Source organism: Bacteroides sp. OM05-12 (genome assembly GCF_003438995.1).
In the GTDB taxonomy this organism is placed as follows: Bacteria; Bacteroidota; Bacteroidia; order Bacteroidales; family Bacteroidaceae; genus Bacteroides.
The window spans coordinates 36,336-60,668 of record NZ_QSUN01000009.1 but is presented as its reverse complement, the minus strand read 5'-3'; the positions used below and the strand labels follow the sequence as shown (position 1 = coordinate 60,668).

At 38.4% G+C, this 24,333-nt stretch carries 16 protein-coding genes; 4 read left to right on the top strand and 12 right to left on the bottom strand.

Annotated elements, in window-relative coordinates; genetic code table 11:
- Positions 1 to 250: 250 nt before the first annotated feature.
- From DXB63_RS09465 to DXB63_RS09410, 12 genes are all read right to left on the bottom strand, one after another.
- Positions 251 to 1,207 (bottom strand): lipopolysaccharide assembly protein LapB, encoded by a 957-nt coding sequence (locus DXB63_RS09465; RefSeq protein WP_122126167.1) that lies wholly within the window; start codon positions 1,205 to 1,207, stop codon positions 251 to 253.
- A gap of 71 nt (positions 1,208 to 1,278) precedes the next feature.
- A complete protein-coding gene (locus DXB63_RS09460) occupies positions 1,279 to 3,174 on the bottom strand; it encodes an ATP-dependent DNA helicase RecQ (protein ID WP_122126166.1) in 1,896 nt (631 codons plus the stop codon).
- A gap of 80 nt (positions 3,175 to 3,254) precedes the next feature.
- Complete coding sequence (gene recJ, locus DXB63_RS09455; protein WP_122126212.1) at positions 3,255 to 4,979, bottom strand: single-stranded-DNA-specific exonuclease RecJ; 1,725 nt, start codon at positions 4,977 to 4,979, stop codon at positions 3,255 to 3,257.
- An 810-nt stretch (positions 4,980 to 5,789) separates the two neighbouring features.
- Positions 5,790 to 7,067 (bottom strand): TolC family protein, encoded by a 1,278-nt coding sequence (locus DXB63_RS09450; protein ID WP_122126165.1) that lies wholly within the window; start codon positions 7,065 to 7,067, stop codon positions 5,790 to 5,792.
- A gap of 26 nt (positions 7,068 to 7,093) precedes the next feature.
- Positions 7,094 to 10,129, bottom strand: coding sequence for an efflux RND transporter permease subunit (locus DXB63_RS09445; protein WP_122126164.1), 3,036 nt, complete (start codon positions 10,127 to 10,129; stop codon positions 7,094 to 7,096).
- A 17-nt stretch (positions 10,130 to 10,146) separates the two neighbouring features.
- Positions 10,147 to 11,199, bottom strand: a complete 1,053-nt coding sequence (locus tag DXB63_RS09440; protein WP_122126163.1) for an efflux RND transporter periplasmic adaptor subunit — start codon at positions 11,197 to 11,199, stop codon at positions 10,147 to 10,149.
- A gap of 431 nt (positions 11,200 to 11,630) precedes the next feature.
- Positions 11,631 to 13,769, bottom strand: a complete 2,139-nt coding sequence (locus DXB63_RS09435; protein ID WP_122126162.1) for a peptidylprolyl isomerase — start codon at positions 13,767 to 13,769, stop codon at positions 11,631 to 11,633.
- 107 nt (positions 13,770 to 13,876) lie between these two features.
- Positions 13,877 to 15,139, bottom strand: coding sequence for a hemolysin family protein (locus DXB63_RS09430; RefSeq protein ID WP_122126161.1), 1,263 nt, complete (start codon positions 15,137 to 15,139; stop codon positions 13,877 to 13,879).
- 7 nt (positions 15,140 to 15,146) lie between these two features.
- Positions 15,147 to 15,770: an LPS export ABC transporter periplasmic protein LptC gene (lptC, locus tag DXB63_RS09425; RefSeq protein ID WP_178300724.1), complete on the bottom strand. Its 624-nt coding sequence runs from the start codon at positions 15,768 to 15,770 to the stop codon at positions 15,147 to 15,149.
- 1 nt (position 15,771) lies between these two features.
- Positions 15,772 to 17,115 carry a lipopolysaccharide assembly protein LapB gene (locus DXB63_RS09420; RefSeq protein WP_122126210.1) on the bottom strand — a complete coding sequence of 448 codons (1,344 nt, stop codon included), beginning with the start codon at positions 17,113 to 17,115 and terminating at the stop codon, positions 15,772 to 15,774.
- 26 nt (positions 17,116 to 17,141) lie between these two features.
- Positions 17,142 to 18,446 (bottom strand): hypothetical protein, encoded by a 1,305-nt coding sequence (locus DXB63_RS09415; protein ID WP_122126160.1) that lies wholly within the window; start codon positions 18,444 to 18,446, stop codon positions 17,142 to 17,144.
- The gene (locus DXB63_RS09410) at positions 18,433 to 19,161 is read right to left on the bottom strand and encodes a type III pantothenate kinase (RefSeq protein WP_122126159.1); all 729 of its coding nucleotides are present in this window, start codon (positions 19,159 to 19,161) and stop codon (positions 18,433 to 18,435) included. The genes DXB63_RS09415 and DXB63_RS09410 overlap by 14 nt, the downstream gene beginning before the upstream one ends.
- A 583-nt stretch (positions 19,162 to 19,744) precedes the next feature.
- On the opposite strand from DXB63_RS09410, the gene DXB63_RS09400 reads away from it, so the two are divergent.
- From DXB63_RS09400 to DXB63_RS09385, 4 genes are read left to right on the top strand one after another with little or no spacing between them, the layout of a single operon-like run.
- The gene (locus DXB63_RS09400; protein ID WP_233522839.1) at positions 19,745 to 20,821 is read left to right on the top strand and encodes a hypothetical protein; all 1,077 of its coding nucleotides are present in this window, start codon (positions 19,745 to 19,747) and stop codon (positions 20,819 to 20,821) included.
- Between the two features lie 41 nt (positions 20,822 to 20,862).
- Positions 20,863 to 22,203 (top strand): hypothetical protein, encoded by a 1,341-nt coding sequence (locus DXB63_RS09395; protein ID WP_122126157.1) that lies wholly within the window; start codon positions 20,863 to 20,865, stop codon positions 22,201 to 22,203.
- Positions 22,204 to 22,209: 6 nt separating this feature from the next.
- Positions 22,210 to 23,241: an RHS repeat-associated core domain-containing protein gene (locus tag DXB63_RS18230; RefSeq protein WP_233522838.1), complete on the top strand. Its 1,032-nt coding sequence runs from the start codon at positions 22,210 to 22,212 to the stop codon at positions 23,239 to 23,241.
- Positions 23,242 to 23,532, top strand: a complete 291-nt coding sequence (locus tag DXB63_RS09385; RefSeq protein WP_122348217.1) for a hypothetical protein — start codon at positions 23,242 to 23,244, stop codon at positions 23,530 to 23,532.
- The last annotated feature ends 801 nt before the right edge of the window (positions 23,533 to 24,333 follow it).

The window sequence follows — 24,333 nt, the reverse complement described above, 5'->3', positions numbered from 1 at the left end:
CGCTCTACTTTCTGGCTAAAGTAAAAGTAAAAAAAGAAGAAATATGTATAAGAAAAAGACTTCATTCTATTCTTTTTGTTTTGTTTTCAGGGGCAAAAGTAATATTTTTATTTTAAATGCAAATATAAATAGTCTTTTTTTTCAGGTAAAAGACTTATTTGCAAAATAAAGAGTAATAATTCTGCATATTCATTATTTTGATATTCATAATAACGAATTGGAATATGTATACATTGAACATCCGTCCCGTTTATAACGGAATGTTGGCATACAGGTCCTTGAAATTATTGAATTGCCCGCTGATATCGTTTTCTGCATCCGGGTTGAGTTCCAATGCCTTTTTCATATCTTCTACCGAACCGTCTTTGTCACCTTTCAGTAATTTGGCGCGTCCGCGTTCATGGTAAGCGCGGGCAAAATTCGGATTGATTTCAATGGCTTCGTCAAATCGTTCGATAGCTTGGTCGAATTCTTTTTCGGAAATAAGCAACTGTCCCAGATTTAAGTAGGCTTGCTCGTTAAAAGGATTTATTTCCGTAACTTCTGCATAGTCCTGGCGTGCCCCTTCTTGGTCGCCGGTGGCTTCTTTCAGTTTGCCTCTCAGCAAAAGCGCATTTTCATCATCGGGCGTTTGCTCAAGGATTTTCTCAACATCATTCATTGCCTCGCCATATTGTTGCATTCCCTGTAAGACTTCGGCTCTCATGAGATAGGCTTCCGTATAATCTTCTTTTATCTGAATGGCTTTGGTGAGGTGTGCAATGGCGTTGAATTCATCTTTCTGACCATGTTCTGCTTTGGCTAGCAAAAGGTAAGAAGCCGGATTTTCTTCCTCTAGCTCTATTGCTTTTTCTGCATTAGCTTTCATGCTGTCATAGTTCTCAAGCATGAAGTAAACATTGGCAAGCGTGATATAAGTGGATGGCAATTCAGGTTCTAATATTACCATTCTTTCCAGTGCCGTACGTGCTTCTTCCAATTTGCCGAGCTGTATTTGCGTATTTGCCAGATAACTTAACGTTTCAAATTCTTCTTCAATAGCCAGTGCTTCATTGAAGCATTTGATTGCATATTCTAATTGCCCCATTCGTTGCGCACGAAGTCCGTCAAATTTGAATATCTCGAAGTTCTTCTTGTCATTTTTCTCTTTTTCTGCCTGCGGATCTTCAGTCTTACCGCCAAAAAAGGATTTTAGAAAGTTTGCCATTTTCTTGTTATGATTAGATTTTTTAATGTCTTTGCCGCAAAGATAATTCTTTTATTTGAACTATAGTAGCATTAAACTCTTGTTATTATTCCTTCTTGCATTGTCAGAACCTCTTCACGAAGCAGGTATTGAAGAACGGTTTGTACTTTTTTCTCTTTGTATCCGATAGCTTGTATGAGTTCTTCCACGGAGAAAGGCTTTTCTTTCAGGGCTTCATAAATGCTTGTTTCTATTTCCTCAAATTCTCCTTGTTTCAAACCGGAATCATGCTTGCTTAGACAAACGTCACATTGACGGCAGTTGTGTTCGTTCCGTTCACCAAAGTAACGAAGAAGCATACGACTACGGCAATGCGTATCAGAAGTGGCGTATTCCAGCATGGCTTTGATTCGGGTTGTGTACCGTTCTTTTCGTTCTTCGTATACGGAATGTGGAATATGCAGATGGCGCAACTCCACCCGTTCACGTTTATATATAATATAAGGTGTTTTCTTATGCGGGATATAATCGATAATTCTACGCCGTGAAAGGGTAATGAGTGATTCATATACTTGCTGACGACTCAGTCCTGTACGCACGGAAAGAGAATCTTCTTTTATATAGGTATAGTCGGTGAATACTCCCGTATATCCCCTGAGTATTGCTTGTATCAGTGATTCTATGGCTTCGCCCATCTCGTGAAGTTTGTATAGTTCATCTTTACGAAGTTTAAAGATGATGCGGGAAGCATTGTCTTGCTCGTCTGTATATTCAATATATCCGGCTTGGGTAAGTATTTTCAATGCACTGTCTGCCGGAACGGGGAAATGCTTGAATTTACGGCAAAACTCTTCAAGGTTGAAGTCGTACATGCATCCCATACCGTCGCCCATCGCCATCTGATAATAATAATTCAGGTGTTCATATACCTTATTTATATACTCTTTCTCCGGAAAGGTATCCGGAATACGTTTATTTAAAGTTGCTTTATCGGATTTGGAGTAGAGTATGACGGCATAGGCTTTGTTGCCGTCACGCCCAGCACGTCCTGCTTCCTGAAAATAGGCTTCGAGAGAATCCGGTAAATCTATATGTATGACAAGACGTACATCCGGTTTGTCGATTCCCATACCGAAAGCGTTGGTGGCTACCATCACCCGACTGGTGCCCGATTGCCATTTTTGTTGCCGTTGGTCTTTGACTTCATTGTTTAGTCCGGCGTGGTAGAATTCTGCAGTGATATTTTCTTTGTTGAGTAGTTCCGCTATTTCTTTGGTACGTTTCCGGCTACGGGCATAAATGATAGCACATCCCGGTACTTTCGATAAGATGCCCAATAATTCTTTCACCTTATTGTCTGTGTTCCTTACGATATAAGCGAGATTTTTACGCTCGAAACTCATGCGGAATACATTCTCTTTATGGAAATGCAAACGTACCTGTATATCTTTTACTACTTCGGGAGTGGCGGTAGCGGTAAGTGCGAGTACCGGAACACCGGGTAACAGGTCGCGTATTTCTGCTATCTTCAGGTATGCCGGACGGAAATCATACCCCCATTGTGAGATGCAATGTGATTCGTCTACCGTAATCATGCTCACTTTCATGCTACGTAGTTTGCTACGGAATATTTCCGTATCCAAACGTTCCGGTGATATATATAGGAACTTATAGTCTCCGAAAATACAATTTTCCAAAGCTACGATAATCTCCTGCCTTGTCATGCCGGAGTAGACGGCTACTGCTTTGATACCTCGTTTACGTAAGTTTTGTACCTGGTCTTTCATCAGGGCGATAAGCGGAGTTATCACAATACATAAGCCGGGTTTAGCCAGTGCAGGTACTTGAAAGGTGATGGATTTACCTCCGCCGGTAGGCATTAGTCCGAGTGTATCCCGTCCGGCACCGATGCTTTCGATGATATCTTGTTGGAGATTACGGAAAGAATCGTATCCCCAATATTGTTTTAATATCTCAAGATAACTCATTTTTATCGGAATGGCATTCTTGAACAAAGCGACACTTCCGTTGGATGGCAACGGAAGTTGCTTGTTCTTTTATTATCAATTTATTCAGTGGCGGAAGGTTTGATGTCTTCAATCTGTAACTGTATATCACTACGCTTATGCGTATTTTCTTCGATGGTATAACAAATATCGAACGACCGTTTGGTCTTGATGTACCGTACCTGAGAACTTTGTCCGAATGCAATGCCGTTCATTACATTATTGGATTTGTTGTCTACCAGTTCCAGCTTAATATGTTCCTGATCGCGTCCTACCACTTTACTTGTACCATAGTCATATACATTGTGCGTACAAAACACAGGCTTATGATTGTCCGGTCCGAACGGGTTAAACTTTTTCAGGTCGGCATAAAAGCGTGGAGTGATTTCTTTGAAGTCAATTTCAGCGTCGATGTCTATCACGGCACTGGTTTGTTCCGGCAGAATATGTTCGGCTACGAACTTTTCGAAGCGGCGTGTGAATTCTTCTACATTCTCTACTTTCATAGACAGTCCGGCTGCGTATGTGTGTCCTCCGAAGTTTTCCAGTAAATCACGGCAATTCTCGATAGCCTTGTATACATCGAAACCGGATACGGAGCGTGCCGATCCCGTAGCCATATCGTCTGTTCGTGTCAGTACGACTGCCGGACGGTAATAAATCTCCGTGAGGCGTGAAGCTACAATTCCGATGACCCCTTTATGCCAGTCTTCATTGTAAATGACAATGGAGCGGCGGTCGGCAAGTCCTTCCAGATTATCCACAATCCGGTTGGCTTCTTCCGTCATGCTCTTGTCGAGGTCTTTACGCGTTTCGTTATATTGATTGATCTGATTGCTTTTTTCGAGTGCGGCGGCAAAGTCTTTTTCTGTCAGCAAATCTACAGCTTCTTTACCATTCTGTATACGCCCGGATGCGTTGATACGTGGCCCGATCTTGAATACAATATCATTGACGGTAATTTCTTTATCGCTCAGTCCGCACACATCGATGATGGCTTTGAGCCCTACACTCGGATTGGCATTCAACTGCCTCAAACCGTGATAAGTAAGGATGCGGTTCTCGCCCATAATCGGTACGATATCCGATGCTACACTTACGGCGACAAGATCGAGCAGGGGGGTAAGCTGATGGAATTCTATACCATTGTTCATAGCGAATGCCTGCATGAATTTGAATCCCACACCGCAACCCGAAAGATGAGGGTAAGGATAAGTAGAGTCCAGACGTTTGGCATTTAGGATGGCCACTGCCGGAGGCAGTACCTCGTCGGGCACGTGATGGTCGCAAATGATGAAGTCGATACCCTTCTCTTTTGCATAGGCAATTTCTTCGACGGCTTTGATGCCGCAATCAAGTACGATGATAAGCTTCACGCCTGTCTCGTAGGCATAATCCACACCTTGTTTGGATATTCCGTAACCCTCATTATAGCGGTCGGGAATATAATAATCGATGTTGGAGTAGAACTGTTGCAAAAACTTGTAGACCAACGCAACGGCAGTCGTTCCATCCACATCATAATCTCCGTAGACAAGAATCCGTTCTTTCTTTCCCATCGCCTGATTCAGACGGTCCACTGCAATATCCATATCCTCCATAAGGAATGGATCATGCAGGTCTGTCAATTGAGGGCGAAAGAACTTGTTCGCCTTTTCCGGAGAATCAATCCCTCTTTCTATCAATAGCTTACAAAGAATAGGGTGGATACCCAACTCTTTTGATAAAGCCTTGTATGCTTCTAATTCTTCAGGTGTAGGAGGTTGATAATTCCATTTGTGATTCATTTTATATATTGTTTTTTCTTTTTCTTCTATCGGAGAGGAAATAAACGGTGTAACATCTCCTTGAGAGTGTTCGTTGTTCCTCGGGGTGGGAGGGGATACCTCCCTCAAATGCCATTCGGGCATTCTTATATTTCAATCCGTAAAATTACGAAAAAAACAAAAGTTCTTACTGTCTTTCATGGATTATTTTGCAAATTATGATATAAGTGTTTTATTTATAACACTTTGGGCGAAGTCTGGAAAATAAGAGAAGTAACTGATACTGATTATTATATTTCTTTGTAGTTCACCCGATAATTATTGGAGATAAGCCTATATCTACTTTTTATAAGATTCTGTATTTATCTATTTGAGTTCATCTCTTTATTGGAAGATAATAGCTGTTATTCAACATACGGTCGATTGTTTGCAAACGATAGGAGTTTGTGAACAAAGGACCGTATGTTTGTTTTCAATCGACCGTATGTTTGTTTTCAAACGTCCCGATGTTTTTTTCAATCAACCCGATGTTTTTTAAAAACATCAAGGTGTTTATAGGCGAAAAATAGTATAAAAAAACAAATTACTCTCAAATAACCTTCAATCTTTCAGTTTACTAATTTATGATTGATTATCAGCTTTTTATCCTGAACCTTTCTTGGGAAAAAGATTCAGCCGGAGATGAACGTTAAGTAACCTGCTGAATGATTCCATCATTCAGGATAACTCATTCAGTATCAATATAAAATTGGCAAACTGAAGGATGAAACTTATAGGCAATCATTACTCTGAGAGTGCACAAAGAAATAGAAGCTATGCTTCCCCTGATAATTATCGGGTGAATGCAATTACTTTCTGATATTCCGCAAGCGCCATTTTATGAGCATAAAGGGCATTAATAATATTGCTTTGAGCTTGTGTCCATGAGAGTTGTGCACTAAGCACGTCTACGATGGATGCTTTTCCTTCATTATAGGAGAATGTTACCAAGTCCAGATTCTCCTGCGCCAAATTTGCATTATCTGTCGCTATTGCTACCTGTTCGTTTGTCTGCGTGATTTTAGTCCATGCGGCACAATATTCTTGATTGATTTGATCGGCTACGGTGCTTTGCTGTAATTTCTTTATATTGATGAGCGCACGGTTTTGTTTGTTGGTTTGTTTACGTTCGCCCCAACGCAGAATGGGGATGCTGAGGTTGATGCCTGCCATTGAAGTGAAGTCCGGATCTCCGGGGATGATTCCGGGAATCTTCAAGTTAGGAATACCCCAACCGCCATTCACATACATACTCAGATTCGGATTGTATTTGGAGATGGCGGCTTGGCGAACGAAATGTTGCCTTTCTATATCAATTTGAGTGCTGACATAGTCGGGGCGTCTGTTGAGCACTTCATCCAATGTCAAATTTATGGGTTTAGGGCATGGGGCGTTTATCTCCATTAAATCTTCCATCGGGGCATTCGGTTCCACTCCCATCAGGATATGAAGATTTTGCATTGCCAGCGTATAATTCTTATTTGCAATGAGTTGTTGTAGTTCGGCTTCTTTCAGACGAGTAGAAATCATCAGTAAATCAGTTCGGGAAATCATGCCATCCTCAAAACGGTCTGAGATAACATCATGCTGTCTCTTTACGATTTCGTAAAACTCTTTGGCTGATTTGTAAAGCGCAAGGTTTGCCGAAGCATTCCAATAGGTGGAATTTGCCTGATAGTAGATCTGGTCTATTGTCAGTTCCTGATTTAACTCATTGAGTTCAACCTCTCGTTGGGCTATTTTTTCCTGCGCTTTCAATGCACCACCTGTATATAATGGTTGAGACAAAGTGAGGTCGGCACCGTAAGTATGGTTGTAATGGTTGCTCCATTTATCTATATCTTTCAGGTTGAGGCTCGCGTCCGCCCCCAAATCCAGTTTGGGAAGGTATCCTTTGAAAGCGATACTTGCTCCTGCCTTTGCAGCCTGTATCTGTTCTTGTGATTGCTTATAAATCTGACTGTAATTCAATACTTTTTCTTTGTACTCCTCCAATGTGAGCGATTCTTGGGAATAAGTGGAGATAGAAGTAAGGAATACGAATACATAAATTATATTTCTTGATTTCATTGTTTTATACCTTTATATATCTATTGTCAATTACGTATTTTCAGTATGGTACAGAATGCTACGGGAAGAACAAATAATGTCAATACGGAAGCAATGAGCAACCCACCCATGATGGTTGCTGCCATTCCGCCGAACATGGCATCAAACAGTAACGGTAACATTCCGAGTATGGTGGTTCCGGAGGCCATCGCCACCGGAACGATACGGCTGACGGTAGCGGAGACCACTGCATCCATCGGAGATTTCCCGGCTCTCTTCTCTATGCCGATTTGGTCTACGAGAACGATGGCGTTTTTGATATTCATACCGATTAGTCCCAACAAGCCTAAAATGGAGAAGAAGTCAAATGTCTTTCCGGTTACTAACAGCCCGAGTACTACTCCGATAAAGATTAGCGGTATCATTAATAGTATGACGATAGGACGTTTATAAGTGCGGAATAAGAATAACAAGGTGACGAACATCAAGAAGAATGTCAGTGGCAGATTGGCAGCCAAGGCTGCATTCGACTCGTCTTGGCTTTCTTGCTCTCCAAAAAACTTCATTGTATACCCTTCCGGTACTTGCATCTCTTGTTTTACTGCGCTCCATACTTCATTAAATGCAGCTATGGCGTTATAACCTCGTCGAGGATCACACTGAGCCATCATAACCATTTGACGGTTATAGTCTTTCACATTACTGAACTTATAAGAGAAATCGAAATCACTGGTTACTTGTTCTAATGTTGTTGTGACATCTTTTGAGCCGAACACCGGAAGGGTTCTAAGGTCATTGATGTTGAACGAATCGATATTATTACCTTTCAGCAGAATAGGCATTAATACGTCGCCTTCGCGATATTCTCCAAGTGTCATTCCATTTGTGCCGATTTGTATGGATTGAGCCATTGACTGGCGGGTTACACCTAAGGTAAGAGCACGTTCTTGCGAAAAGACCGGATGCCAGATGGGTATCTTGTTGCCCCAACTGTTACGGATATTGATCAGATTAGGGTTACGGTGCATAATATCAATCGCCTTGTTGGTCAGCACAAGAAGTGTATCAGGATTATTGCCGATGAATCCTATTTCGATAGCAGCATCTACTGCCGGAGATAGTTTGAACAGGCTTGTACGAGCCAGTATATTCGGGTAGTTCTCTTTCATATATTTGTCGAAATCGGCTTCTGCCTCTTTTGTTTCCTTACTGTCATGCAGTTCTATCAGAATATTGGCAAAGTTAGGCTTTGGCCCTACGGATGTGCTGGCTAGGTAGTAGCGTAACGGAGTGCTGCCCATTGTTATGGAAACGTTCTTTACCTTGGGGTCTTGTAGCAGATGCCGTTCCACCTTCTGCATCTCTTTTTGTACTTCCAATATGCTATAACCATCGGGAAAGAAACAATCTGCACGATAATAAGGCTTATCCAGATTAGGAAAGAAATTTTGTGGCATCAATCCCATAGTTACCAGTGAGGCGATAAATAGGACAATGACTGCAGTTAGAGTTTTCCAGCGGTTATTGATTAATGCTACTAATATCTTTGCAAATTTATGGTAGAAAGGCTTGTCGTACGGATCTTTACCGGGATTACCGGTTTGGGCTTTCAAGATGAAATTACCGAAAGTAGTTGTTTGTGTAAGAGCGAGAATCCAACTCAATCCCAATGATATGGCAAGTACGATAAATAGCGGTTTTACAATTTCGGCTACTGCGGATGGGGCGAGATATAGCGGCAGGAATGAGCAGATTGCTATAAATGTAGCTCCCAATAATCCCCATTGCGGACCGGTAGCTCCGTCAATCAGTGCTTTTCTTCTGTTTACTCCTCTGGCAATGGCTATTTGTGCATTATCGGTTACAACGATAGCGTTGTCTACCAACATACCCATGGCAATAATGAATCCAGCCAGCGAAGTACGGTTCAGACCGACTCCAAGGAAAGACATGATAAGTAATGTTCCTCCGATGGAGAAAACAAGCGACGAACCAATTAACATCCCTGCTCGGAATCCCATAACAATCATAATGATAAAGATCACAATGAGGATGGATTCTATCAGGTTGACGATAAAACCGTTGTTTGCTTCTTTTGCAATCACATTCTCCGGATAGAGTGAGACAAGGTTCAGACCAATAGGCATCAGTGGTTGAATCTCCGCAAGTTTTTGGTCGACTAGATCTCCTGTTTTTACTACATCTTTTTGAGGGTCGGTAGATACACCGATACCAATGGCACGCTTACCGTTTACGTGCATGATTGTGCCGGGAGGGTCTAAATATCCTTTTTCTACCGTAGCAATATCGCCCAAACGAATCTGTTGTCCGGAGGAAGTCGTAATAAGTTGGTTGCGTATATCGTTCAGATTGCTATAAGTACCATTGGCTACAACACGTAATTGTAAAGCGTCAGCGTTGATTTCACCTGTATTGATAATCTGGTTTTGTGATTGCAGCAGTTGTGCCAGTTGTTTAGGATCAATACCCATACCTGCCAACTTATTGACTGACATATAAATGTTGACAACTTCTGTTTGAGTGCCGAAAAGTGCCACCTTCATTACCCCATCACTGGTAATTACGTGAGTCTTTATACGTTCAGCCCAATCTCTCATCTCTTCGTAAGAAAATCCATCATCGGCTGTTAGACCGTAGTATATGCCAAACACGTCGCCGAAGTCATCCGATATACTTGGAATAGATGCACCGGCTGGTAAACTGGGTTGTATGTTCAAAACCTTGCGTCTTAGTTCATCCCATTTTTGCGGAATAGAAGCGGCGGAAAGACTCGGCTGAAGTTCAAAAGTTATCTTTGAGATCCCATACATGGATTCAGACTTGATTTTATATACTCCACTCATAGACTGTATCTCTCTGGAGATAGGTTCTGTGATGAGGCGTTCTACTTCTGCCGGAGCAGCTCCCGGATAGCGTGTCATAATCACTGCTGATTTTATGACGAACGGAGCATCTTCTTTCTTTCCCAGATTACCGAAAGACAGAACTCCTCCGATTAGTAATATAGCCAGAAAGAAGTAGACTATTTTGGTGTTATCTAATGAGTATTTTGCTAAGTTCATTTGTAATGTCTGTTAGATTAGTTAATAGGTTTTACCGTTTCACCGTTTGTAATTTGATATACACCGGCAGTAATTACTTCTTCTCCCGGTTGTAGACCTTCGGAGATTAGAGCCTGACTTTCGCGGCTTGGTGAGAATACTTTCACGATGCGGCGTTCTACTGTGTTATCCTGTTTAAGTATCCATACACAGGTCTTATTGATTGTTGTATCCTCGAATATGGCACTTAAAGGAATAATGGTCAATCCTTCCGGTAATAAACTGTTGATATTTGCTTCTAAGTTTATACTACAGGTAAATCCCGGTTTGACATCGTAGACCGCTTTGTTGAATGCCGGATCGTCAATCGTAATGGTGACAGGAAGTCCGGCTCCATCTGTTGATATTTCAAGAAACTCTTCCAGTTTGGCATTGAATATATTGCCTTTGTAAGTATCAAATTCTACTTTGAAGTTAAGGCTGTCTGCTCGTAGTAAATAGAAGTAATTATCCGGAATTACAAACTTGATTCTCAAGTTGTTTGTGTTTACAAGTTGTACAACTGGCACACCGGAACTTACACGCTGGAAGTTCTCGGCTATTTTCTTCTCAATAGAGCCGTCAAATGGTGCATACAAGCGAGCATCTCGCATATTATTGGCTGATAATTCGTAAGCGGATTTCGCTTTCTGATATGTGGATTCGCTTATCTCATAATCCTGTAGGGAAATAGCTTGTTTGGATAATAATCGTTTGTTTCGTTCCAGTTGGGCTGTTGCTGTTTCGTATGCGGATTTATCTGCTGCATATTGTAAAGCTAGATCTCTTGTATCAATCTCCGCTATTAATTGTCCTTTCTTTACTTTTTGTCCTTCAATGACAGGCAAGTCTATGATTTGTCCACTTACTCTGAAAGCCAGTTTTACAAACTCAACGGCTTCTACGATTCCTGAAAAATCTTTTATAATTTTAGAATTGGATTCTACTATACCTGTTTTAACGGGACGTATGCTTTTACTTGATTGCTCGTTTTTCTGTTCACATGAAACCAAAACTGCTAATACTGCGATGAATAGCAAACCTTTCTTCATTGTAATATATTGTTTGTTTTATTATTAATTCTGTATTTTGAAGCCGTAAAGATGCGTTAAGTTAAATGGCTAAAGAAAGTACCTTGTCTTTTTCTTACGTTATAACAAAAAATAGAAAGTAATGTTCTCTCTTTAGGAGTTAGCAAAAGTGGCTATATTGAAGGATATAATTTAAAACAACCTATATACAGTTCTATATATAGTTTATATAGCGTTTGATTATCAATATATTATACTGAATACTTTTGAGAAGAAGGTGATTGTATTTAATTAGGAGAACGATATACATTTAATTTATCGGGTTATGAACCCGATTTAGAATCACCCTTTATTAAATCTGAAGAATTTAGTCGTGGAATTTGCAAATGATAAGTACAAAAAAATAGGGTGTCTTTTGGGGACACCCTATTCGAAAGATATAATTCTATATATTAGAAGAATAAATAGCGAGAGTCTTTAACATTAGCTTTCATATAAAGATCATTAACGAATCTGCTAACAGTACGCATTGACATGTTCTCAATATTTTCTTCTTCTTTCTTAGCATCAAATGTTTCATTCAACTTTTCCTTGTTATAAACTTGAAGAACATAAACGCCGGAATTTCCTTTTATCGGAGAAGACACTTTATTTATTTCTGTGACTGAAGCGTAAGCTCCAAGAACCGGTTCACTACCACGAGTCATTGCCACATAAGTAGGTGCATTAAACGTTACATGTTTAACAGAATCAGTCGTTACGTTAGCAATAGATTTGCATTGATCAAAACTGCTAATGTTTTTAGCTTTGATGTCCGTCATAATCTTTTCGGCTTTCTTGTCTTTTATGATTTCAGCTCTTAACTGGTCTTTTACAGCTTCTACCGGACGATAGCCTTCTTTATTGATACCGGTAAGACCGATAACCAATAATCTGTCGCTTTCTCCACATTCATATAAAGGAGAAACTTCACCCTCTTTAGCAGAGAATATCCATTTTAGAGCCTCTCTTGTACCTTTAATACCACCAATAGCATGTTCGGAACTATAGAAATCATTTCTTTCAAGTATTCTGTAACCGTTTTCTTCAGCGTTAGTAGTTAACTTATCCAATGTTCCGTTGGAAGCGATGAACTGACTGAAATCATTGTATGCTTTGTTGTAAGTCTCTTTGCTGAATTCGATAGGTCTTTTGATAACGGCTACTTTATATTTATCTTTCATACCTTTCTTAGCTAGAACTTGTAGGATGATATTGCCTTGTCCGATATTTAAGTTAGCCAATTCATTTACTCCTAAATTATTGATAGCGTTGATGTATTTTGTATTGTCAGCATCCAACTGAGTTTTTTCATAACTTTGTGAAGTCAACCAGTTTGATGCGCCATCAGAATTATATTTTTTCGCCAGTTCTACAAAATCTGCTCCGCCTTTAATAGCATTATAAATACTATCGGCTAAAGTTTTAGTCTTGTCTGCATCTTCCGTATAAACTTGAATCTGACGATATTGGATAGAATCCGGTGCAACTTGTTTTGCTATAACTTTGAAAGCATTGTAAGAATCGTCACTTTGATTGTAATAAGGTCCGTATACTCCACCGATTGCAACAGAGTCTAAACGACTTACAATATCAGAAGGATAAGCGGTCTTAGAGTACAACACATCTACATAGGGGAATGAAGAATCAGTAGAACGAATGAACGTTACATAATCTGAAGCATCTCCCAATTGATTGGTAAATTCGGTAACATCTTCTTTTACAGCTGTTCTGTCTGCATCACTTGGAGTGATTTGTACATCGATATACTTAAAGTTACGAGTTTCAACATATTGTTTGAATTGTTCTTTCTTCTTGTTATAAAGGTTTTTCAACTCTGAGTCAGAAACTGTAATTGTAGAATCTGCGATAGAAGTATATGGAACTGCGGCAAGTAACATATCGTATTGATTTACTCTTCCGTCAAAAGAAGCTTGTGCTTCAATCGGATTGGAAATTAAAGCTTTGGTAATCAAGCTTTGGTATTTTTCCATCAAACGATTTTGTCTCAAGTTCTTTTCGATAAATTTCCAGAAGTTACTCATTGATTGGTAGTATTGTACGTATTGGGCAGGCATTTGAGTCTTATCCATTTTGGCGTAGTCTACTAAGAACTTCTTTAGCATATCTTTATCGAATGCTCCGGTTTGCTGATTCCTGAACGGAGTTTGTTGCAACATAGGATTTGTTCCCTCATCAATGATTGCAGCGATTTCTTCATCGGAAACAGTTAATCCAAGTTTGTTTGCTTCGTTCTCAATCAATTTATTGTTTACATATGATCTCCAAACTTCATCTTTAAGTTGAGTCAGTTGATCATCACTGAGTGCAGACGTACCACTGGAGAATTTTACAATATCAGTGTATTCATCTAACATTTTCTGATATTCTTGCGCGGAAAGACTTTCTCCGTTAATTTCCCCTACATCCTGTTTCCCCTGATGTGGTTGAAGTACTTTCCATGCATCTCCTGCTATGAAAGCAAACAATGCAAGACCGATAACAACGACCAAAAGTGGTCCTTTGCTTCTAATTTTCTGTAACGTTGCCATGTAACTATACTATTTTTAATTGTTTATTATTCTTTTCGTAATATGTTTTAGCGCACGAAGATACAAAAAATGCTAATATGCATCTATTTATTATCCAAAAAAATGCGTTATCCTGTAACTTTAAGTCTAACAAGTTCTATTTTTGTTGCCGTAACCTTGATTATTTTAAACTGATATTGCTTTATTTTTATGATTTCGTGCAATTTAGGAAAACTTTGATATTGATTCAGAATTAATCCTCCGATGGTTTGGTAATCATCCGATTCGGGTAAATCTAAATTAAACATTTCATTTACCTTCTCAATTTCCAAACGTGCAGACAAAATATATTCATCTTCATCTATTTGTTTGGCAATGTAGGAAGTCGTATCGTGCTCGTCCTCAATATCACCGAATATTTCTTCAACCAAATCCTCTAAAGAAACGATACCGGAAGTACCTCCGAATTCGTCGACTACAACGGCCAATGATTTTTTCTTTTGCATAAATAATTGCATGAGTTTATGGGCTGACATAGTCTCGGGTACAATAGGCACTTGTTGGATACTTTTAATCCAGTCCTTTTTGTTTCGAAACATTTCGGATGAATGAATATATCCTACAATGTCATCGATATTGTCCTTATAGACAATGATTTTGGAAATCCCGGATTCAATGAATCTTGATTTTAATTCGTCAATGTTGGTTTCTTGTTCAACGGCTACTATTTCCGTTCTGGGAACCATGCAGTCTCTGACCTTAATATTAGAAAAGTCCAAGGCATTCTGGAATATTTTGACCTCAGTCTCTACTTCTTCCTGACTGTCGGAATTATCAATACTTGATTGAATGAGGTAGTCTAAATCCACTTTCTTGAAAGCCTTTGCAGATGCCTCTTTATTGATTTTTACGCCAAATATCCGTAATATGATGTTAGATATGCCTGATGCGAATTTGGAGATCGGGTAGAGTATGATGTAACAAATGAAGAGTGGTAATGCAAAAATATTCAGTGACAGATTCGGGTTGATTTTGAATATCGTTTTCGGCATGAATTCCCCTGTAACCAAAATGATTAATGTCGATATTATTGTCTGGATTAATACCAACAGGAAATGGTTATCAATGATGCCGCTTAATAGATTCTGTTCTATCAATTTCGCCATCAATATACCATAAATGACCAGTGCAATGTTATTTCCTACCAGCATGGTGGAGATAAACGTATTCGGGCTTTTGAAGAAGATGGAAAGAATGCGGGAAGTCATACTTCCTTTATTTTTATCCATTTCAAATCTGAGCTTGTTGCAAGAAACAAAAGCTATTTCCATCCCGGAAAAGAAACCGGAAAAGGCCATTGTTATTAATATTTGAATAATCGTAATTGTCATTTTAGATTTACTTCTTGATAGAATCTGTTCTCAAAGAATCTCTAGGATTATCTTCGACAGGGAATATTCCTCCACTGTTGTGGATGACATATTTGGTTAATTGCTGGTTTGATTCGAAACCATATCCGGTAATTATTTTATCTTCTTGCTCTATTTGGATATATTTATCGGAATAGACTTTTTGGGTACTCTGATTCCAGAAAAGTAGTTCTGTGTTGAATTTCTCTCCCTTTTGGTTTTTAATAAAAACATTTCCTCTGAGTTCCCATAACTTTTGTCTTTCGTAGTAGTAAGCAGTATCTGCCTTTATACTGGCATCTACATTATATAAGGAATCAAACTGTTCTAGATAGACACCTTTCTCAAAAGCCCAATAAGGGGGCTTCTTTTTGTCGAAAACATCCCATTCTTCTGCTATGAGTTTGTAGCGGATAACACCGGAATCGGAGATAAGCGTACTTACTCCCAGTGTTCGCATACCCGGTAGAGAGTCGCGTTCCAAAATAGCATCACCCAATTCTTTTTTTTGTGAAGAACAAGCCGGTAATAAAAGCAGCATAACAATTACCCAGCAGGTAATTGTTATGCTTATATTAATAATGTATATGTTATTTTTTCGCTTTAGAAGCATCTTATCTGATAACTGTCGATTCGCCAATCCATCCACCGATCGTTACAGAATCACCTTTCTTCAGATTCAAGAAGAATAGATCTTCCGCTTTCGGAGTGTGGGCGGAATATGTGTTGATTAACTTTTGAGCTTCTTCAGCAGAACTCGGATCTACATTTTTTGCACGTTGTAACTTATCGATTGCAAGGAAATAAGTACATCTGTTGAGTGCAGATTCATCGCTCCAGTTAGGACTTGAAGCATACATTTGAGCAATCAATATATAAGGAGCGCCATAATTGCCATTGTATTCAATTGCTTTTTGTGCATATTGTCTAGCTTTGGAGTAACTCTTTATAGAAAAAAGTACAACTGCTGCATTATAGGCGTTTTCAGCCTTCTTTACATTGTCTTCTGCCAGTTGAATTGCCTGATCGAAGAATTTAACTGCTGCATCCATATCTCCTTTTTTGTATGACATATAAGCGCAACCAACAGCCGTTTCAGCAGTCGGGGAAATCTGGTGTGCATATAAAGACGCATTGAAATAAGCTTCTTGTTCTGTGCATTTCAACATCTTCATAACAGAAACCACGTTCTTTAGGTACTCCAGATTAGTCTTGTTCTGTTCTACCTTATCTCCATAGATCGATTGAAGCATATCACAGTTCGCAGCACCACTATTAATAAAGAAAGCATCCAAGTTTTCTTTTACGACTTTATAATTGTTCTTGTCTTTTTCTTTGGTTGCTATTTTTATAGCCTCTTCCGTGTATTTACTTGCATCCAGATAATCTTGAATAAATTGTTCACGGTGTGCTTCATCATTTTTGAATTTCTGAGCGGATACATCCATAAATGTCTGCAGGATATAGAATTCAGAATTCTCTTTCATCTTGTTTACAGATTCGCTTAACCAAGAATAGGCTTGATTTATATCCGGATTTTTAGAATACTGCATATAATCTACGGCTTTCATTCCCAATACGGAAGCAGCCGGAGTGTTTTGATAGGTTGGGAAATACTGTATACGTTGGTCGTACACTTTCATCAACTCATCAAAATAAGTATTGTATTTAGCTGGGTCTTTTTCGTTTTCCAAGAACCATTTTACAATCTTCACACCGTTTGTGTATGTTTTTAATTGTGCCAGAGGGCATTCGTCGAAAGCTGCTTTCCAAGGTAAGTAAGCATCCTTGAAATTACCGGTCTTTACGTATTCGCTGTAAATACTCAAATTTTTCAAACAGTTGATACTGTCTGTTCCGTGACCATACTTAGATCCGTCTTCCACTCCTTTTTGGGCGAAAGTGCTTGTTGCTCCTACTGAGAGGATGAACAGGGCGGCGAACATCTTAATTTTCATCGTATATAATTTTAGTTGTTTATTAATTATTGTACCTTCCATTTTGCAAACCAACGTTCGTTGAATGTCAGCCCGATACTAATTTTCATATAGTTTTCTTCGAGTAATCCGCTAACTTGCGGTTTCACCTTTATATATTGAGCGGAAATGTTGAGAATGGATTTATTCATGAATATTGGAAGTCCGAATCCGGCAGATACGCCAAATTCATCGGCTCCTTTGCCATTCCTCACTTTTACGTATGGATCGGAGTAATATGCCCCCACCCGGTATCTGATCTTGGCAAAATAGTTTCTTGTCGTATAGCTGGGCAGGAATTCAATGCCCAATGCATACTTGGAGCGATCTTTAAGTTCTTCTCCCACTTTATCGAAGTATTTTACATCTCCCCATTTCTGTAAAGTATAGTCGAAACCTACAGTCAGCCGTTTGTCATAAACGTAAGTCAGGCCTGCCCCGAAACAATGTGGAAACTCAAAACCATCAACTGTTTCTACGTTGGCTCCTTGTGCTATATAATTGCCGGAACTGCTGATGCTTCCTCGTTGTGTGGCTTTATAGGAGTCATTATTCAGCTTGTGCTTTAATGAATAAACAGCTCCTAAAGTGACATTTTGTTTTTGACCTATTTTCTGCGTGTACTGTAATCCAAAGTCAAGTTTATAGTCTTGTACTCTAATCGAGTTCGTCTTATTAGACATATTAAACGAGTTGTCGGAGAAACTGACTTGAGATGAATGTGTGATAGTTCCGAATAAATAGGATGCATTGACACCGACTGATAATCCGTTAAACACCTTGAATCCGGCTCCTAAGAATAATTGGTTTAGACCGCCGCTACCATTATATGTACTGTAAGCTGTCAGATTTGGATTAGGGGTTCCGTTTATTTTTTCTTCCGTACTGATACTGTATCCTACGCTTGAAAATGGCATAAATCCGAGTGTCAGGGCAAGTCTGCGATGCAAACGAAATTGCATGGCAATATAGTCGAAACTTGAGTTCTTGGCATTTTGTTTTACCTTTCCCTCACTGAAATTTGTGTTTTGTATGGAAAAACCTCCGTCAAACAGAAATGTAAGTGAGTCGATGGCAGTGTAAGAAGCAGGATTCGCCGGATTTATCTGCGAACCGTCGCGCAGACCGTATGCTACTCCTCCCATAGCTTTACTATTCCCGAATGATTGATCGGACAATTGCCCGAAACCATAGCGGGTATAGGGTGAGTTAGTGCTGGGAGAGTTCCCGTTTTCACTACTACTTTGTGCCAAAACATTACCTGTTAGTAAGATGAAAATGAATGCACAAAGTATCTTTTTATATATGCTCATTGTAGCTTAATATTCTGTTTAAACCTTTTAGTACTAAAAATCTATCTGCAAAGATGATACTTTTTAAGTTTGTATCAAAAGAAAATTCATTCCCGCCCGTTAAAAAAACCAAAAGTCCGGGATATTTGTTTTTAAGTTGCGAAATATACCCGTTTATTTCGAATTCCATACCTTTTATTACTCCGGCACGTATAGCGGTATCCGTACTGTTTCCGAATTCGGGAATCGCTCCTTTTTCATTGATGAGCGGCAATTTGTCTGTGCATAGGTTAAGTGCTTTAAAGCGCATAGCCATTCCCGGAGATATATTCCCTCCGTGATATTGTCCTTTGGCATCAATTAACTCATAGGTAATGCATGTCCCGGCGTCGATTACAAGAATATCCCGTTCCGGAAATATCTCATTTGCTGCCACTATCGCTGCCAGACGGTCGCTACCCAATGTCTCCGGGGTGGCATACAAGTTGGTGATAGGTATAGGAGTTTTACTGTTTAAAATTAGAATTTCAAAGTCAAGTTGCCCGAGCTGCTCTTTTACAGTCTCAGACAGTTCTATGACTGTTGCCAGTATACCTTTGTCGGGTTTATATTGACGGCATATCTTGGGTAAGCTATCCAAAGAACTTTTGGAGTCATAAAATACTTCTTTCAGTTCTTTCCCCTCAAATACTGCGATCTTTGCGACTGTGTTACCGATATCGATTATTAAATTCACTTTTTCTCTTAATATTGGGCTGCAAAGGTAAGAAAAAAACTGATAAGATATGAATAACCGATGAATGGAATTATTAGCGAGGTGTTATTGATGTACCTTTTCGATAATTTACCGTAGAATCTGCATCAATTCCTTTTTCTCTCAGACTTATTGCAATTTGTTCAAAATCTTTTTTTTTAGTAAATAAGTTACATTACTTCTTATCTCTTTCCCGTTCTTTAATAATATGAATATGAAATGATAACCTCTACGAATCTTAAAGAATCCGACTTTCTGTATCTCTGAATACGGTATAACTTTCTTATTCCAAAATGCAAAGCGGATAATAAGATTATGGTTGTCTAATTCTACATAATGAAAAGTTACAATTGTTCTTAGACAAACTATTATAATAAACAAAAGAACTAATATAAAACCATATATAGCTTTAGATATATCGTGATAATTTATTTTGTATAAGGTGAAAACTATCAAACTAATATATGTTCTTCCGGAACCCCAAAACCATATAGATTTAATTATCCTCAGATTATACAATTAAATAAATATATGTTTATCTTTGAACCAAAATAAATTAGCCCAAATGAAAAGCATAAATAAAAATATAGTATTCATTCTTTTTATGATTCTGAAGTATCGTCTGATTTGCCTTGTTATTTTTATAGTCATCTCAAATAATTTATGGGCGCAAATCGATTCTGCTTATTATAGAGGTTATAATATATTGGATTCCATGCTGACCGAGAAAAAGGCAATGGACTTAAAAGAGGCTATTTTTACAGTTGAAAATGCATATTTTGATGAAGGTTTATCTTTTGAACATTTTGATTCAAGGCTTAATGAATTTGTTGCTTTTGTCAAGACACTTTCTTCAGACAAATTAATCAGTTACAACCATGCCGATTTTCATTCTGTAAATGTACATGCAGCTATTTTCCAAATGATGACTGATACAATCCCTGTACTTGCTCCGGATAATACATTATTGTATCATCTACCTTTTCAATACAATTTCGACGATTATGCCAGTAAAAAAGAATGGAGCAACATGTTTGTTTCCACTTTAATGGATACTAGGACAGGCAATTGTCATTCCTTGCCCTTATTTTATAAATTGCTGACTGAGGAATTAGGTGAAAAGTCATGGTTGGCACTTGCCCCTAATCACTCTTATATTAAATTGCATAATCAAGCTGACGGGTGGTATAATGTCGAACTAACATCCGGTCAATTTCCTACGGATATTTGGATAAAAGCATCAGGATATATTCATACCGATGCGATTCGACAAGGTATTTATATGGATACCTTGTCACGGAAAAATACGGTTGCCCTTTGCATGACCGATTTGGCAGAAGGATATAAACATAAGCATATATCGGATTATGACCCTGAATTTGTGTTGATGTGTTGCAATCGAACTTTGGTTGCTTTTCCTGATTATGTGAACGCCTTATTACTTAAAGCGGAAACATTACTTGATATTTTTAAGAAAACGGGAAGAAAGGAATATTATCAGGAAGTAGAAAAACTTTATTCATATATCCATAAAATAGGTTATCGTAAAATGCCCGAAAAGATGTATCTGGAGTGGTTGCAATCTCTAAGCCGGAATAGAAAAAATTCAAATAAAAAAGGGTTAAACCGTAATGGAAATTAAATAAATATATTTACCTTTGAAAAACATTCAATAAGTTTATTATGATTGAAGAAGTTTTTCATAAAGAGATTTTCTGGTGTATCATAGTAGTCATGTTGTTGCAGTCAACTATAATTTGGGGACAAGTACCGGAAATACCAACTCCACAACAGGGTACTATGGGTCGATACGATAATATGTTAAGAGGTTCTGAACCGAATTTTCCAGATATAATTTCATCAATTTCCATAAATAATTCCGCCCAGAGACGAAATGAAGCTATTATTCGGGATGTCATGGAGAATGAGCGTAAACGGAATGAAATCAGCCGCCAACTCGCTTTGCGGGAATTTTTAAAGTCCAATGATATTCCTCTTCCCGATTTCTCAACAAATCCCGGAACCGAATATTTTCATAATGCCCGAAAAGAAATAGTAGAAATGTTGGAGGGTAAAAGAAAGTTAAGCTTGAAACGGACCATATTTATTACAGAAAATGCATTCTTCCAAAATAAAATGAAATATGAAGAATACGATGCGGCAATCCAAAACCTGAAACGTATATGTCTGCTAAAGATGCATGAAGAGAAACTAGACACAAATGATGGTTTGGCAAAGTTGATGATGGCATTCCGTGTCATGACAGAGGTTATCGAGGTAAAAGAACCGGGAACTGAGAAAACAATTGTTCACCATCCTATGAAGTATGATTTCGACGATTATATGGCCCTAAACAATAAAAGTAATTATATGGTATCTAAACTTCTAAGCGAAAATACCGGTCAATGCCATTCCATGCCTCTGCTATTTCTTATTCTTGCCGAGGAATTGGGTGCAGAAGCTTTCTGGAGTTTTTCTCCTAGCCATTCATTCGTGAAATTTAAAGATAAAAAGAACCGTTGGTATAATTTGGAACTTACCCAAGGAGCAATCGTAACAGATGATTTTTATATGAACAGTGGCTTTATCAAATCGAAAGCGATTCAAACAGGTATTTATCTAAACCCTCAATCTACAAAACAGGCAATTGCCCATATGTTGAATGATTTGTCTTTTTATTATATCGCTTGTAATGGTTATGACCGTTTTGTAGAAGAAAATTCTAATTTAGTACTGAAATATACGCCATCCGATTTAACGGCTTATCAATTGTATGCCAACAATAAAACGGCACAGGCTTTATATTTGATCGATATTTGTGGCAGACCTTCTAAAGAACAGTTGCCGGAATATCCGCAAGCATACAGATTATATCAGCAAATGATCCAATCTTATGAAAGAATAGACAGTTTGGGATATGAGAAAATGCCGGCGGAAATGTATCACGATTGGTTGCAGCGTTTAAATAAAGAGAAAACATTACCAGAGAATCAATTATCACCGATTATTCAACTCAAGAAATAAAAGCGTATGGAAAAAAATATTCTGTCATTGCTATTCCTGCTCGCATGGATGGCGGGATATGCGCAAAATCCTTTTGCTGTTTATGGTTATCATCCTAAAATGGCAACATTGAGCAATGGTCGTTTTGACGAATATCATGATAAAGACCGCATTGTTGAAATCGGTACGGTAAAGTTCGATACAAAAACAGATAAAATTGTAGGGCTAGTTGAACCGGATACTTTGAATTCTGCAATGGATGTTCAAACGGTCAGCAGATTCATATCAATTGACCCCCATGCGGAAAGATATTATTCTATCAGTCCGTATGCCTACTGCAATAATAATCCTGTGAACTATATTGATCCATCCGGAATGGATTGGTATCAGCATAATGAAACGGGGAATTATTACTGGCAAGAAGGACACGATGAATTGGAAAATTATACAAATATTGGATCTTCAGTTTCAATACAGATGGGCGAAATGTATTTTAACGCCTATCAGAATGCCGGAATAATGGCGAACAAAGCGGTGAATGCATTTGATTTGATATCTTCGAATGCAGCTTTACAGAATCAGTATTTGGGTAAGGATAGTCCTTTGTCGGAAAATTCAAAGTCGGAATTATTTAACGGATTGGTCAATCGGGAAACATCAAAGATCGGGAAAAGTGTCGGACAAGCATTATTAACAGCCGAGATGATTTCAAGTGGAGCTGGTGCATTAGGGACTTTAGGAAGGAATTTGCTAATAAAAAATGTAACAAAGGGAGGAATGAGTCTTTGGCCGGCTGCCAGTGGAGGCAGAACATCCATTAATGGCATTGAATACACAACTCATGCATTGGAAAGGATGCAACCTGTAGGTACTATAATGAAAGGCAAAACATCATTCAGTCGGGGTGTTCCACCTTCTGCTGTTGAAAATGCCATTAAATACGGAAAAGTGACAAGAGGAAATACAGCATCTGAAGTTGTTCGAACTTTTGGAAATATTCAAGTAGTCACCAATCCAGGAGGGACACGAGTTATATCTGTAATCAAATTAGGACACTAAATGCTATTTAATAAATATCAATCAAAGCTTTTGCAGAGTATGTTAGACTCTATAGAGGCCTACCGTAAAGGGGAATTACCATACTATGACCTTGTGTATAGTCTGGAAGGTACTTTAGATGCAGGAGAATTCAAAAATGAAAAAATGGTTGAACAGTGGTATAGTTATTGGACACCTTTAGAAATTTGGAGTGCTACTAAAGGAAATAATGTAACAATAGAAGATGTCAATCAAAATTTGTCTGATATGGAATTATTTCTAAATAGACTTCTCTTAGAAGATGACAATTAAAATTGAAAGGATAAAATAATAACAGCAATGTATGACAAAGATAAAAAAAAGGTGATATGTACTTTTTTGCAGAAAGCCTCTTTTTTTTATAATAAGTGTTTGCTCTTAAATTGTCAGATTAAGTCGGAATTAATTAACCTAAATCATGTTGGAATTTTCATTTGTTGATTTCCTCCTTTCAAAAAAATAATTTCATCCTATGTAATGCTTTTAATACTTCTTTTCTTTTCTGTTCTTTTATCACCCTATTGGTTACTTATTTATATAATATAGTGTAACTTGCTGGTGACGTGTTGAACTTTGATTTAAGAATTAGGAGGAAAATGAAAATACTTTCTCTTCACCCCAACACTTGTAAAATAAAATCTCCCAACTTACACCCATATATATATCTATATAGATATATGGGTATAAAACACATCGCTATTTGTAGTGAAAACAGAATTAATATTTTAATCGGTTTTCATCAGGAAAACAAAGTTATTAACAAGCTATGGGAATGTCTGACAGGTACTTATCTATTGAAGAGGGCTTGAATGACTTAGGGGGACTTGACAAGCGCTTTTTTATGTCGTATCTTTGTAACAAGCAATCGGAAGTTTATTCCGTTCGGCTTCGGGCGATCTTGCGTTTCACCATGGGAAACCTGTCGTTTGAGCCGGGCTAAACGGAAGGATGAGCATGGTCAAACGAATAGAAAGATGGGAAACTGCCGTTCCGCCCTCGTGGAGGAGGCCCTCATTGCAGGAGCAATCAGGATAACCGAACGTGCCCGACTTGGTATATAAAAGGTGACGGGTT